This is a genomic window from Streptomyces sp. NBC_01477 (genome assembly GCF_036227245.1).
In the GTDB taxonomy this organism is placed as follows: Bacteria; Actinomycetota; Actinomycetes; order Streptomycetales; family Streptomycetaceae; genus Actinacidiphila.
This window is the reverse complement of the sequence record NZ_CP109445.1, coordinates 2,299,089-2,313,134: the sequence shown is the minus strand read 5'-3', so window position 1 is coordinate 2,313,134 and position 14,046 is coordinate 2,299,089. Positions and strand designations below refer to the sequence as shown.

Here is a 14,046-nt window from a genome sequence, read left to right as displayed (position 1 = left end):
GTGGCAATGACCAGTGGAGCCCACGTATGACCGCCCCCGCAGAAGTCGTCATGTCCCCGGCCGCCGACCTGACCGGCGTGCCGCTCCAGCGCCCGCGCCCTCCGCAGGCCGCCCGGGCGTTCGAGCCCAAGGCGCCGGACGGCGTCGGCCTGGACCCGATGCAGCATCCCGACGCCTATGGTGTCGCCGACGCGGCGGCGATCGACAACCTGCTCCGATGCTGGGTGCGCGAAAGGGGGCTGCCGCGGCCCGCCGACGGCGTGCTGCGGATCGCTTTGCCGGCCAGCGGTATCGAAGCCCGGGCGGCCGTCCGCCACTGGTCGCCCACCGGGCACCACTGCTTCGGCGCGGTCCGCCCGACCTTCACCGGCCCCGCACTGACCGCCGTCGAGCTGTCCGCCCTGCTGGTCAGGGACGTCGGCGGTGCACCTGTGGAGGCCGCCGACGTGGTCGCCCGAGTGGCCGATTCGGTGCGCCGCACAGCCGCCTTCGTCGCGGCCCGGCGCAGCCGGCCGGGTCCCGCCGACCCGGAACTGCCCTTCCTCGACTCGGAACAGGCCCTGATCCTCGGGCATCCGATGCACCCCGCGCCGAAGAGCCGCGAAGGGCTCAGCGACGCCGAAAGCGCGGTGTATTCCCCCGAGACACGCGGCTCGTTCCGGCTGCACTGGCTCGCCGTGGACGCCGCGCTGCTCGCCACCGACTCCGCCTGGACCGACCGGGGACGCCCGACCGCGGCGGTCGACCTGATCAGCTCCTTGGCAGGTCCCGGGCTTGCCCGGCCGGAAGGCACCGCGCTGCTGCCGTTGCACCCCTGGCAGGCGCGCGACATCCGGCACCGGCCGGCCGTGCAGGCCCTCTTCGACGCCGGGCTGCTGCACGACCTCGGCCCGTACGGCGACGCATGGCACCCCACCTCGTCGGTGCGCACCGTCTACCGGCACGACGCACCGGCGATGCTCAAGCTGTCCCTGGGCGTCCGCATCACCAACTCCCGGCGGGAGAACCTGCGCAAGGAACTGCTGCGCGGCACCGAGGTCCACCGGCTGCTCCGCAGCGGGCTGGCAGCACAATGGCGCGCCGTCCACCCCGGGTTCGACATCGTGCGCGACCCCGCCTGGCTTGCCGTGGACACCGCGGACGGCGAGCCGGTCACCGGTCTCGACGTCGTGCTCCGGCACAATCCGTTCGGTCCGGGCGACCCCGTGCACTGCATTGCGGGACTGACCTCACCGCGCCCCTGGCCGTCCGACGGGGCGGCGCCCGTCCTCAGGTCCCGGCTGGCCGTGCTGGTCGGCCGGCTCGCCCAGCGCACCGGCCGGCCGGCCCCGGCCGTCGCCACCGAGTGGTTCCTGCGCTACCTCGACGCCGTGATCCGCCCACTGCTCTGGCTGGACGGCGAGACCGGCATCGCACTCGAAGCACACCAGCAGAACACCCTGGTGCTGCTCGACGCGGACGGCTGGCCCTGCGGCGGACGCTACCGGGACAACCAGGGGTACTACTACCGCACATCGCACCGGGCCGACCTGGAGCGGCGGCTGCCGGGTGTCGGAGCGGCCAGCGACACCTTCGTCGCCGACGAGGTCGTCGATGAACGCTTCGCCTATTACGTCGGCATCAACAACGTCTTCGGCCTGATCGGTGCGTTCGGGTCGCAGCAACTGGCCGATGAGCGGGTGCTGCTCGCCGCCTTCCGCCGCTTCCTGGCCGGGGCGGCCCAGAGCGGCAGCAGCAGCCTGCCGGGGCTGCTGCTGCACAGCACGGAACTGCGCTGCAAGGCCAACCTGCTGACCCGGCTGCACGGGATGGACGAACTCGTCGGCCCGGTCGACACCCAGTCGGTCTACGTCACCATCGCCAATCCGCTGGCCGTCTGACAGGCGCCGCGCAGAAGAGGAGGAGTCATCTTGGCACCCGCCGACCCCGGCACCGACGACACCCTCGACCTGACGCTGCCACCGGAATTCCTCGCGCTCTTCGCCCCTCCCGACGCCCCGTACGGCAGGAGCGCCCCCGGCTCCCGGCCCGGGCGCGCCGACCCCGACCACTGCCTGGTCGGAGACATCGCGCGATGGGCCCCGGCCGACACACCTGCCGGACCGTTTCGCCTCGTGCCGGTCGACGCGGAGCGCGACCTCGCCCTCGTCACCGGCTGGATGAACGACCCGGCGGTCGCGCAGTTCTGGGAGCTGGCCGGCGAGCCCGCGGTGACCGGACGGCACCTGGACGCGCAACTCGATGGCGACGGCCGCAGCATCCCCTGCCTCGGCCTGCTCCACGGCACCCCGATGAGCTACTGGGAGATCTACCGCGCCGACCTCGACCCGCTGGCCCGGCACTACCCGGCCAGGCCGCAGGACACCGGCGTCCATCTGCTCATCGGAGGAGCGGCCGACCGCGGCCGCGGGCTCGGCAGCACCCTCATCAGGGCGGTCGCCGACCTGATCCTGGAGCACCGGCCCGGCTGCTGCCGGGTGGTCGCGGAACCCGACCTCCGCAACACCTGCTCCGTGGCGGCCTTCCTCGCCGCCGGTTTCCGGCTGTCCGCCGAAGCCGACGTCCCGGGCAAGCGCGCCGCCCTCATGATCCGCGACCGCTCCTTGCGCCATCTGCTCTGACCAGCCGTCTCCGGCCCCCTTTCCACCCGCCTGCACCCCCAGGTCCTCCGCAGGAGTCCACCGTGATCACCACACCCCCTTCCTCCGACTCCGCCGCCTGGCAGCGCGCGGCCCGGCGCCTCCTGGCGAAGCTGCTCGCCGAATTCGCCTACGAGGAGGTGATCGTCCCGGAACCGGACCCCGCGGCGGGCGCGACGGCGTACCGCCTGCGGCTCAGCGACACACTCACCTACCGCTTCCGCGCGCGCAGGGGCGCGTACGGCAGCTGGCGGGTGGATCCCGCGAGCATCGGCCCGAACGGCGATCCGCTGCACTTCCTCAGCCACGCCCACGACGGCGTGCTCGGGCTGAGCGGTGACACGACCGGCCACCTCATCCGCGAAATACTCGCCACGCTGCGCGCCGACCTGCGGCTCGACGCGGGCGCGCTGCGCGCCGCCGACCTGGCCGACCTGGGCTACGCGGAGCTGGAAGGGCACCAGACCGGACACCCCTGGCTGGTCGCCAACAAGGGGCGTATCGGATTCTCCGACGCCGACGCGGCCCACTGGGCGCCCGAAGCCCGCAGACACCACCGGCTGCCGTGGATCGCCGTGCACCACAGCCTGGCGCGATACCGCGGTGTCGACACGCTCGCCACCCCCGATCTGCTCTACGCGGACGAGATCCCGCCCGTCACGCTGGACGCCTTTCACCGCACCATCGCCGGCCGTGACCGCGCCCCGGCCGACTACCTGCTGCTGCCCGTGCACCCCTGGCAGTGGGACAACGTGGTCCTGCCGCTCTTCGCGCCCGCTGTCGCCGACGGGTCCATCATCGCCCTCGGCACCGACAACGACCTCAGGCTGCCCCAGCAGTCCATCCGGACCTTCCTCAATACCAGCCGCCCGCAGCGCCGTACGGTCAAACTGCCGCTGTCGGTGCTCAACACCCTGGTGTGGCGGGGCCTGCCCACCGAACGCACCCTCGCCGCCCCGGCCGTCACCGCGTGGGTCGAGCGACTGCGTGCAGAAGATCCGTTTCTGCGTGACGAGACCAGGGTGATCCTGCTCGGCGAGGTCGCCTCGGTGACCGTGGCGCACCCGCAGTACGACCGGCTGCCGACCGTCCCGTACCAATACCGCGAACTGCTCGGCTGTATCTGGCGCGAGCCGCTGGCCGCGCATCTCGGACCCGGGGAGCGCGCGCGTACGCTGGCCGCGCTGCTGCACACCGACCCGGACGGCCGCTCCTTCACCGCAGAGCTCGTCGCGCGTTCCGGCGTCACCCCTGCAACGTGGCTGCGGCACCTCTTCGGCGCCCTGCTGCCGCCCCTGCTGCACTTCCTCTACCGCTACGGCACGGTCTTCTCCCCGCACGGCGAGAACGCCATCGTCATCTTCGACGAGCACGACCTCCCGGTGCGGCTCGCGGTCAAGGACTTCGTCGACGACGTCAATGTCAGCGCCGAAGCACTGCCCGAGCACGACACGATGCCGCACGATGTCCGGGCGGTACTGCTGACCGAGGCCCCCGGATTCCTCACCCAGTTCATCCACTCGGGCCTCTTCGTGGGCGTACTGCGGTATCTGGCGCCCCTGTGCGAGGACCAGCTGGGGGTGCCGGAGGCCGACTTCTGGGGCCTGGTCCGCGACGAGATCGTCCGCCACCAGAAGAGGTTCCCCCATCTCAAGGAACGTTTCGCCAGTTTCGATCTGCTCACGCCGCGCATCGCGCGCCTGTGCCTCAACCGCAACCGGCTGCACCTCGACGGCTACCGCGACCGGGCCGAGCGGCCCCACGCCGCGGTCCATGGCACCGTGCCCAACCCCTTGCACGCGGTCTGACCGCGGGCCGCACCGCGGCCGCTGCCCAGCCGATACGATCGCGGCACCGGTCGTACCGCGGAGGGATGGGGGCGGATGCGCGAGGAAACGGGCGTCGGATCCTGCCCGGAATGCGGCACGCCGGGCTCCTTCGCCGGCCAACTGGTGTGCCAGGGCTGCTTCGTGCCGTTCGCACTGATGGCGTCGGTGCACGCGGCGGCAGAACCGCCGCTCTCCTCCACGGCCGCGACCGAACGGCTGTCCCGGCCCGGCGCGCCGCAGCCGGCGGTGAGTGGACCCGACACGCCGGGAGCCGGGCAGGCCCACGCAGATCCTGGACACCCCGGTGCGGAGTCCGAATACACCCGGGTCATCAACGTGATCCCCGGCTCCCTGCCCAGGCCCGCGCGGACCCGCAGGGATGTGCCCGTCCACGCGCTGCGACTGCACTTCCCCGGCGGCCAGATCGTCGAGGTGGCACCCGGCTACTCGATCCGGCTCGGCAGGGACCCGCAGCTGTGCCCGGCTGTCACCTTCCTCGCCGACCGCGACAATCTGTCGCGGATTCACGCGAAGGTGGGGGCCGACGCCGACGGCGCGGCATGGATCACCGACGAGGGATCCACCAACGGCACCTATGTGCGGGGCTACCGGCTCGCGGCGAACGACACAGCGCCCCTGAGACCGGGGGACACCTTCCGGCTCGCCGCCGACGTCAATGTCAGTGTGCTGCCCTGACCGACGCATAGGCGGCGGCGCACCGGGCGAGCGGGTGGTCGGCGCCGAGCGCCCGCGCGGCATTGCCGGCCAGCTCCTCCAGCTGACGGCGGGTCGTTTCGATGCCGTTCAGACCCTCGAGCGCCCGCACCCGTCCGAAAAGCGCGGCAAAGGACGCGGCTTCGTTGTCCGCGCCCTGGCGCAGGATCTGCTGCCGTGCCTGCCAGTAGCGGTCGTCCGCGTCGTGGAAGCGGCCTGCGGCGAGCAGCGCCTCGCCCTCCTCGAGCAGCGTCCACACCAGGTGCCGGGCGCCGCGGTCCAGGGCGGTCGGCGTCCGCCGCAGTGCCGCCGGCCGCATCAGTCCGCGCAGCAGCTCGGCCACCGCGGCGGCGCTGGCCGGGCGGTCCCGCGGAGCCTTGGCGAGCAGCTGGTGCACCAGCCGGGCCAACTCCAGGGGCACCTCGGGGCGCCGGTTCACAATCGGCTCGGGCTCCTCGTGCACGTGGAGATAGGCGTAGCCGATGTAATTGCCCGCGGTGAAGGGCGGCCCCTCGGCGAGCATGGCGTAGAGGACGCAGCCCAGCGAATACAGGTCCGACTGGGCGGTGACCTCGCCGCCCTGCGCCTGTTCCGGTGTGAAATACGGCGGCGATCCCAGCAGCGCCTGCGGCTCGGTGTACCGCGTGACATTCGGGTCCTGCGGGGCGACCAGCCCGAAGTCGCAGATCTTGACGACGCCGTCCGGGAGCAGCATCAGATTCTCGGGTTTGATGTCGCGGTGCACGAGACCCCGCTCATGGGCGTGCTGCAATCCGGCGCAGATCTGCGCGCCATAGGCCAGGACGTCCGGCACCGGCAGGCCGCCGCGGTCCAGCAGGACATTGCGGAAGTCGGTGCCGGACAGCAGCTCCATGACGATGAACGGCCGTCCCTCGTGCTCGCCCGCGTCGTGGATCGTCGCCACATTGGGGTGGCTCAGCGCGGCGGCGGCGACCGCCTCCCGGCGGAAGCGCCCCTGACGCTCGCTGCGTTCGGCGTCCGCCCACTCGGCGCGCAGCGTCAGCACCTTCACCGCGACCCGCCGCCCCAGGCCCTGGTCGACCGCCGCGTAGACCTGCCCGAACCCGCCGCCGCCCAGCAGCTCCTCCAGCCGGTAGCGGCCGCTCAGGACCGTACCGGCACCGACGTCCGTCGCCACGAGAACCCCGTTCACTCGATGTCGTGCAGCGGCAGTTGCATCATCGTGGGTCCCGCTGCCGCGCCGCCTTCCCGCTGTGCGACCGTACCGTCCGCCGGGTCGGTCTCGAAGACGAATCGGCGTCCGCTGCGCAGGAGTTCCAGGCGGTCGTGCAGGACGACGGAGTCGCCCTTGCGCAGCCTGCGGGCGACGCTGCGCTCCAGCGGCACAGTGGTGTCGCCGCCGGGAAGGCGGCGCCGTACGCGGGTGCCGTTGGCGCTGCGCTCGTCCAGCACGGTCAGCGCGCCGCCGTCGTAGGCCAGCAGCACATGGGTACGGCTCACGGACTCCACGGCGCTCTCGTCGATCCACGCGCCGAGCGCCACGCCGCCGTCGGCCGGTGCGCGGCCCACTGCCACCGGGGCGCCCTTTGTCACCATGAAGCGGCCGCGCACGGTGCCGTCCATGACCACCTTGACCTGGGCGTGGGGGCACAGCGGCCCGGTGTCGGTGAGCTGCACGCCGTGCGTCGGGCACAGCACGCGGTCCTTGCGGCGGCGCGGCAGCGCGGTGCCCGGCCGGCCGGCGAAGCTAGCACCGGACGACGGGAGCGGTCCCGGAGACGACCGGCGATGGCGCAGCGGAGCGGCGCTGTCGGTGGCTGGCCGTAGGCTTGCCTTCCTATGACTGACACGCCCCCACCCGCGCTCACCGACCTCCTGCACGCCGCCGTCACCGCCGTCGGAGGCGTGGAGCGGGCCGGTCAGGTCACCATGGCCGAGGCCGTCGCCGCCGCCGTGGACGACAATTCCCATCTGCTCGTCCAGGCGGGCACCGGCACCGGCAAATCCCTCGGGTATCTCGTGCCCGCGCTCGCCCACGGAGAGCGGGTGGTGGTGGCCACCGCCACCCTCGCGCTCCAGCGCCAGCTCGTGGAGCGCGACCTGCCCCGCACGGTCGCCGCGCTGCAGCCGCTGCTGCGCCGCCAGCCGCAGTTCGCCATGCTCAAGGGCCGCTCCAACTACCTGTGCCTGCACCGCCTGCACGAAGGCGTACCGCAGGACGACGAAGAGGGCCTGTTCGATCCCTTCGAGGCCGCGGCGCCGACCAGCAAGCTCGGCCAGGACCTGCTGCGCATGCGGGACTGGGCCGACGAGACGGAGACCGGCGACCGTGACGGCCTCACCCCCGGCGTGTCCGACCGCGCCTGGGGCCAGGTGTCGGTCAGCTCGCGCGAGTGCCTGGGCGCCACCAAGTGCGCCTATGGCGCGGAGTGCTTCGCGGAAGCCGCGCGCGAGCGCGCCAAACTCGCCGATGTCGTGGTCACCAATCACGCGCTGCTCGCGATCGACGCGATCGAGGGCACCCCCGTCCTGCCCGGCCACGAAGTGCTGATCATCGACGAGGGGCACGAACTGGTCTCCCGCGTCACCGGCGTGGCGACCGGGGAGCTGACCGCGGGCAGCGTGAACCGCGCGGTGAAGCGCGCCGCCCGGCTGGTCAACGAGAAGGCCGCGGACGCCCTGCTGAGCGCCTCGGAAGGCTTCGAGCGGGTGATGGAGCTGGCCCTGCCCGGGCGCCTCGAGGAGATCCCCGAGGACCTCGTCTACGTCCTCGCCGCGCTGCGGGACGCCTGCCGCCAGGTGATCACTGCCCTCGGCGACACCCGTGACAAGTCGGTGCAGGACGAGGACGCGGTGCGCAAGCAGGCCCTCGCCGCGGTCGAGCACGTGCACGAGGTGTGCGAGAGACTGGTGTCGGTCTCGGAATACGACGTGGTCTGGTGCGAGCGCCACGACCGTTTCGGGGCCTCCCTGCGGATCGCCCCGCTCAATGTGTCGGGACTGCTGCGCGAGAAGCTGTTCACCGAGCGCTCCGTCGTTCTCACCTCGGCCACACTCAAACTCGGCGGCGACTTCAACGGCGTGGCGGCCTCACTCGGCCTGGCCGCCGAGGGCACCGCGGGCGAGGACGTGGCGCCGTGGAAGGGCATCGACGTCGGATCGCCCTTCGACTACCGCAAGCAGGGCATCCTCTACGTGGCCAGGCACCTGTCGCCGCCCGGCAGGGACGCCGGCCGGGAGGACATGCTGGACGAGCTCGCCGAACTGATCGAGGCGGCGGGCGGCCGTACGCTCGGGCTGTTCTCCTCGATGCGCGGCGCCCAGACGGCCGCGGAGGCGATGCGCGACCGGCTGGACCACCCGGTGCTGCTGCAGGGCGAGGAGACACTGGGGGAGCTGATCCGTACGTTCTCGCAGGACGCCATGACGTGCCTTTTCGGCACTCTCTCGCTGTGGCAGGGCGTGGATGTGCCCGGTGTGAACTGCCAGTTGGTGGTGATGGACCGGATTCCCTTCCCGCGGCCCGACGACCCGCTGATGAGTGCCCGGCAGAAGTCGGTCGAGGAGCACGGCGGCAATGGCTTCATGGCGGTCGCCGCCACCCACGCGGCGCTGCTGATGGCGCAGGGCGCGGGCCGGCTGATCAGGGCGTCAGGGGACCGCGGTGTGGTCGCCGTACTCGACCCGCGCCTCGCGACCGCCCGCTACGGCGGCTTCCTGCGGTCGTCCATGCCCGACCTCTGGTACACCACGGATCGCAACCAGGTGCGGCGCTCGCTGGCCGCGATCGACTCGGCGGCGAAGGTCTGAGCGGCGGGGGCGCAACGAGTCCGCCCCGGAACCGTCGTACGGTTTCCGGGGCGCTCGGAGGACCCGCGCGTCAGACCCTGCGCAGCACCGCCACCACCTTGCCGAGGATGGTGGCCTCGTCGCCGGGGATGGGCTGGTAGGCGGCATTGTGCGGCAGCAGCCATACATGCCCGTTGTCCCGCTTGAAGCGCTTCACCGTGGCTTCGCCGTCGAGCATGGCGGCGACGATGTCGCCGTTCTCGGCGACCGGCTGGCGGCGGACGGTGACCCAGTCCCCGTCGCAGATGGCTGCCTCGATCATCGAGTCGCCGACCACCTTGAGCACGAACAGCTCGCCGTCACCCACGAGCTGGCGGGGCAGCGGGAAGACGTCCTCGACCGATTCCTCGGCGAGGATCGGTCCGCCCGCGGCGATCCGCCCGACGAGCGGCACATAGGACGCGGACGGCTTGCCCGAGGTGTCGGTCGGCTGGGGATGCCCGGCGTCCGAGGCGCGCACCTCGTACGCCCGCGGCCGGTGCGGGTCGCGGCGCAGGAATCCCTTTCGCTCGAGTGCCATCAGCTGATGGGCGACCGAGGACGTACTGGACAGCCCCACCGCCTGGCCGATTTCACGCATGGACGGGGGGTATCCGCGGCGCTGTACCGAATCCCTGATGACTTCGATGACCCTGCGCTGGCGTTCGGTGAGGCCGGAGCTGTCGGCGCGAATACCCGGGGGCCGTCCGGGAAGCGAGCGCGCGGGCTTCGGACTGTTCTCTTCGTTCATCACGTCCAACGGGCCGATTCGATCCGGGGAGCGGTCATGTGCGGTCAATGTCGCTGTGGCGCTCTCTGCGGCGGTGGTCACGGCGGCCCCTTTCGAGATGTTCTCCCACCGCATGAAGTGCGGGAGGCCCGCTTCGCAGCCGCGGGCAGTTAGTACAACGGTAGTGGGTTTCGAAAGGTTGCGCCAAACACACGTTCGAGTGAATTTGCATAAATCCGCTGACGTGATCAAGGTACCGGGTGTATTGATCGAATGGAAGTTCGATCGCCGAATGTGCAGCCGTCGGCCGGGCCCGGTCCGCGGAGCGTGCCGCGTGACGCTCCGGCGGCGCCGGGCCCCAGTGTGTCACCGCCGCCCGGACGCGCGCCGCGGTATGGGCGGGCGCGGTCGTGCGTGTCCGCGACGTGTGACACGCTCAGCGCGTCGGTTGGTTCCGCCGCACCACATCTAGTGGTTGGATAGGACCCGGCCCCCACCGGTTGTGTTCCGGCCGGGGACCCGGCGCATTCAACGCCGGGGGAGTCACCTATGCTTGAGGCTGCTCGCCGGGGTCGTACGACGCCGCGCAGGCCTCTTTGTCGCGCGCTCACCATGGAGTGAGGGAGGGAGTAGGAACGATGCACTGCCCCTTCTGCCGACACCCCGACAGCCGTGTCGTCGACAGCCGTACCACCGATGACGGCGCCTCGATCCGCCGGCGCCGCCAGTGCCCCGACTGCGGTCGCCGGTTCACGACCGTGGAGACCGCGTCACTGATGGTGATCAAGCGCAGCGGCGTGACGGAACCGTTCAGCCGCAGCAAGGTGATCGCCGGGGTGCGCAAGGCGTGCCAGGGCCGCCCCGTCACCGAGGACGCCCTCGCCCAGCTCGGGCAGCGGGTCGAGGAGGCGGTCAGGGCCACCGGCAGTGCGGAGCTGTCGACCCACGACGTCGGACTGGCCATACTCGGTCCGCTCCAGGACCTCGACCTCGTCGCGTATCTGCGGTTCGCCTCGGTCTACCGCGCGTTCGACTCGCTGGAGGACTTCGAGCGGGCCATCACGGAGCTGCGCGAGCAGCTGCCGCCCACCACTCCTGGCGGACTCGACGAGGACCTCGGTGTCCCCGCGTCCGCATCCGCCGCCGACTGAGCGGCGCGCAGGACACAGATTTTGCCCGGACGCGACGCGTGCCGAGGCCATGGACACATCGTGCTGCGGGAAGATCCGCGCACATCAGGGCGTTTTCGCCCATACAGGGAGGCGGAATGACAGAGACGACGAGCGGCCCGGCACGCGGTTCCCGCACCAAGGGGTCCAAGACGAGCAAGGGTCTGCGCATGGAGCGCATCCACACCACCCCCGGCGTGCATCCGTACGACGAGGTGGTCTGGGAGCACCGTGACGTCGTCATGACCAACTGGCGCGACGGTTCGATCAACTTCGAGCAGCGTGGCGTCGAGTTCCCCGACTTCTGGTCGGTGAACGCGGTCAACATCGTCACCAGCAAGTACTTCCGCGGCGCGGTGGGCAGCCCGCAGCGCGAGAACAGCCTGAAGCAGCTGATCGACCGGGTGGTGCTCACCTACCGTGCGGCGGGCGAGAAGCACGGCTACTTCGGCAGCCCCGACGAGGCCGAGATCTTCGAGCACGAGCTGACCTACGCACTGCTGCACCAGGTGTTCAGCTTCAACTCGCCGGTCTGGTTCAACGTGGGCACCGCGCAGCCCCAGCAGGTCTCCGCGTGCTTCATCCTGTCCGTCGACGACTCCATGGAGTCGATCCTCGACTGGTACAAGGAAGAGGGCATGATCTTCAAGGGCGGCTCGGGCGCCGGCCTGAACCTGTCCCGTATCCGCTCCTCCAAGGAACTCCTCTCCTCCGGCGGCAACGCCTCGGGGCCGGTCTCCTTCATGCGCGGCGCCGACGCCTCCGCGGGCACCATCAAGTCGGGCGGTGCCACCCGCCGCGCCGCCAAGATGGTCGTCCTGGACGTCGACCACCCGGACGTCGAGGCCTTCATCGAGACCAAGGTGAAGGAGGAGGAGAAGATCCGCGCACTGCGTGACGCGGGCTTCGACATGGACCTGGGCGGCGACGACATCACGTCCGTCCAGTACCAGAACGCCAACAACTCGGTGCGCGTGAACGACGAGTTCATGAAGGCGTACGAGTCGGCCGCCGCATTCGGCCTGCGCGCCAGGATGACCGGCGAGGTCATCGAAGAGGTCGACGCGCGGTCGCTGTTCCGCAAGCTCGCCGAGGCCGCCTGGGCGTGCGCCGATCCCGGCATTCAGTACGACGACACGATCAACCACTGGCACACCTCGCCGGAGACCGGCCGGATCACCGCCTCGAACCCGTGCAGCGAGTACATGCACCTGGACAATTCCAGCTGCAACCTGGCGTCGCTGAACCTGCTCAAGTTCCTGCGCGACGACGGCAACGGCGCCCAGTCCTTCGACGCGGAGCGTTTCGCGAAGGTCGTCGAGCTGGTCATCACCGCGATGGACATCTCGATCTCCTTCGCCGACTTCCCCACCGAGAAGATCGGCGAGACCACCCGCGCCTTCCGCCAGCTGGGCATCGGATACGCCAACCTCGGCGCCCTGCTCATGGCGACGGGCCACGCGTACGACTCCGACGGCGGCCGGGGCCTGGCGGGGGCGATCACCTCGCTGATGACCGGAACGTCCTACAAACGGTCGGCGGAACTGGCGGCGGTCGTCGGCGCCTACGACGGCTACGCCCGCAATGCCGACGCCCACAAGCGCGTCATGAAGCAGCACGCCGACGCCAATGGCGCCGCGCGCAGGGTCGACGACCTGGACACCCCGGTATGGGCCGCGGCGACCGAGGCCTGGCAGGACGTCGTCCGGCTCGGCGAGAAGAACGGGTTCCGCAACGCCCAGGCGTCGGTGCTCGCGCCGACCGGCACGATCGGCCTGATGATGGACTGCGACACCACGGGTGTCGAACCTGACCTGGCCCTGGTGAAGTTCAAGAAGCTCGTCGGCGGCGGCTCGATGCAGATCGTGAACAACACGGTCCCCACCGCGCTGCGCAGGCTCGGCTACCAGCCCGAGCAGATCGAGGCGATCGTCGCCCACATCGCCGAGCACGGCAATGTGATCGACGCGCCCGGCCTCAAGCACGAGCACTACGGGGTCTTCGACTGCGCCATGGGCGAGCGGGCGATCTCGGCCATGGGCCACGTGCGCATGATGGCCGCGGCCCAGCCGTTCCTGTCGGGTGCCATTTCCAAGACGGTGAACCTGCCGGAGTCGGCCACCGTCGAGGAGGTCGAAGAGGTCTACTACGAGGGCTGGAAGCTCGGCCTGAAGGCGCTGGCGATCTACCGCGACAACTGCAAGGTCGGCCAGCCGCTCTCGGCCAAGAAGAAGGGCGACACGGCGGCCGAGAAGGCGGCACAGGCGCCCGCGCAGGTCGAGAAGGTCGTCGAGTACCGCCCGGTGCGCAAGCGGCTGCCCAAGGGCCGTCCCGGCATCACCACGTCCTTCACCGTCGGCGGCGCCGAGGGCTACATGACGGCGAATTCCTACCCCGACGACGGTCTGGGCGAGGTCTTCCTGAAGATGTCCAAGCAGGGGTCCACCCTCGCGGGCATGATGGACGCCTTCTCCATCGCGGTGTCCGTCGGCATGCAGTACGGGGTCCCGCTGGAGACCTACGTCTCGAAGTTCACGAACATGCGCTTCGAGCCGGCCGGACTCACCGACGACCCGGACGTACGGATGGCGCAGTCGATCGTCGACTACATCTTCCGCCGCCTCGCGCTGGACTTCCTGCCGTTCGAGACCCGCTCCGCCCTCGGCATCCACTCCGCCGACGAGCGGCAGCGACACCTGGACACGGGTTCGTACGAGGCGGGCGAGGACGACGTCGACGTGGAGGGGCTCGCCCAGTCCGCGCCGCGGCAGGTCGAATCCCGTGCGCCGCTGACCGTGGCCAAGCCACCGGCGGCCACTCCGGCGCCCAAGGAAGCGCACAATTCCACGGAGCTGCTGGAGATCCAGCTCGGCCTCAACGCCGACGCCCCGCTGTGCTTCTCCTGCGGCACCAAGATGCGCCGCGCCGGCAGCTGCTACCTGTGCGAGGGCTGCGGCTCCACTAGCGGGTGCAGCTGACCGCCGGTCCGCTGATCGTCTGATCGGTATGCGACAGCGGCGGGGAGCCCGGGCCTCTGGCCGGCTCCCCGCCGCTGCGTGCGTCGCCTTTAGGGGACCTGCGCGACGGCCGGAACCCGGCGCCCGGCGGAGATCTCCGTCGCAGACGGGACGATCTCCGGCCTTCGCGCCACTACG

Annotated in this window: 10 protein-coding genes; 7 read left to right on the top strand and 3 right to left on the bottom strand. The window is 70.9% G+C overall.

Going from position 1 to position 14,046, the window contains the following annotated elements; all coding sequences use genetic code 11:
• Window positions 1-26: 26 nt before the first annotated feature.
• The 4 genes from OHA86_RS09160 to OHA86_RS09145 all read left to right on the top strand — a co-directional run bounded on the left by OHA86_RS09160 (window position 27) and on the right by OHA86_RS09145 (window position 5,164).
• Window positions 27-1,880, top strand: coding sequence for an IucA/IucC family protein (locus OHA86_RS09160; protein WP_329174017.1), 1,854 nt, complete (start codon window positions 27-29; stop codon window positions 1,878-1,880).
• A gap of 30 nt (window positions 1,881-1,910) precedes the next feature.
• Complete coding sequence (locus tag OHA86_RS09155) at window positions 1,911-2,621, top strand: GNAT family N-acetyltransferase (protein WP_329174016.1); 711 nt, start codon at window positions 1,911-1,913, stop codon at window positions 2,619-2,621.
• Between the two features lie 62 nt (window positions 2,622-2,683).
• Window positions 2,684-4,447 carry an IucA/IucC family protein gene (locus OHA86_RS09150; protein ID WP_329174015.1) on the top strand — a complete coding sequence of 588 codons (1,764 nt, stop codon included), beginning with the start codon at window positions 2,684-2,686 and terminating at the stop codon, window positions 4,445-4,447.
• A 75-nt stretch (window positions 4,448-4,522) separates the two neighbouring features.
• Window positions 4,523-5,164 (top strand): FHA domain-containing protein, encoded by a 642-nt coding sequence (locus OHA86_RS09145; RefSeq protein WP_329174013.1) that lies wholly within the window; start codon window positions 4,523-4,525, stop codon window positions 5,162-5,164.
• Here the strand turns inward: OHA86_RS09145 and OHA86_RS09140 are convergent.
• Window positions 5,148-6,341, bottom strand: a complete 1,194-nt coding sequence (locus OHA86_RS09140; protein WP_329174011.1) for a serine/threonine-protein kinase — start codon at window positions 6,339-6,341, stop codon at window positions 5,148-5,150. The genes OHA86_RS09145 and OHA86_RS09140 overlap by 17 nt on opposite strands.
• A gap of 11 nt (window positions 6,342-6,352) precedes the next feature.
• The gene (locus OHA86_RS09135; protein ID WP_329174010.1) at window positions 6,353-6,862 is read right to left on the bottom strand and encodes an FHA domain-containing protein; all 510 of its coding nucleotides are present in this window, start codon (window positions 6,860-6,862) and stop codon (window positions 6,353-6,355) included.
• A gap of 141 nt (window positions 6,863-7,003) precedes the next feature.
• Here OHA86_RS09135 and OHA86_RS09130 point away from each other — a divergent pair, with 141 nt between their 5' ends.
• On the top strand, window positions 7,004-8,974 hold the full coding sequence (locus OHA86_RS09130) for an ATP-dependent DNA helicase (protein ID WP_329174008.1): 1,971 nt from the start codon (window positions 7,004-7,006) through the stop codon (window positions 8,972-8,974).
• Window positions 8,975-9,044: 70 nt separating this feature from the next.
• Here the strand turns inward: OHA86_RS09130 and lexA are convergent, their stop codons facing one another.
• On the bottom strand, window positions 9,045-9,824 hold the full coding sequence (gene lexA, locus OHA86_RS09125; protein ID WP_205044819.1) for a transcriptional repressor LexA: 780 nt from the start codon (window positions 9,822-9,824) through the stop codon (window positions 9,045-9,047).
• A gap of 536 nt (window positions 9,825-10,360) precedes the next feature.
• On the opposite strand from lexA, the gene nrdR reads away from it, so the two are divergent.
• Both nrdR and OHA86_RS09115 read left to right on the top strand, forming a co-directional pair.
• Window positions 10,361-10,873 (top strand): transcriptional regulator NrdR, encoded by a 513-nt coding sequence (gene nrdR / locus OHA86_RS09120; protein WP_329174004.1) that lies wholly within the window; start codon window positions 10,361-10,363, stop codon window positions 10,871-10,873.
• A 116-nt stretch (window positions 10,874-10,989) separates the two neighbouring features.
• On the top strand, window positions 10,990-13,869 hold the full coding sequence (locus OHA86_RS09115) for a vitamin B12-dependent ribonucleotide reductase (RefSeq protein WP_329174002.1): 2,880 nt from the start codon (window positions 10,990-10,992) through the stop codon (window positions 13,867-13,869).
• The last annotated feature ends 177 nt before the right edge of the window (window positions 13,870-14,046 follow it).

Coding starts and splice junctions, on each gene's coding strand:
- OHA86_RS09160 (WP_329174017.1), top strand. CDS start 27: ATGACCGCCCCCGCAGAAGTCGTCATGTCCCCGGCCGCCGACCTGACC.
- OHA86_RS09115 (WP_329174002.1), top strand. CDS start 10,990: ATGACAGAGACGACGAGCGGCCCGGCACGCGGTTCCCGCACCAAGGGG.
- nrdR (WP_329174004.1), top strand. CDS start 10,361: ATGCACTGCCCCTTCTGCCGACACCCCGACAGCCGTGTCGTCGACAGC.
- OHA86_RS09130 (WP_329174008.1), top strand. CDS start 7,004: ATGACTGACACGCCCCCACCCGCGCTCACCGACCTCCTGCACGCCGCC.
- OHA86_RS09145 (WP_329174013.1), top strand. CDS start 4,523: ATGCGCGAGGAAACGGGCGTCGGATCCTGCCCGGAATGCGGCACGCCG.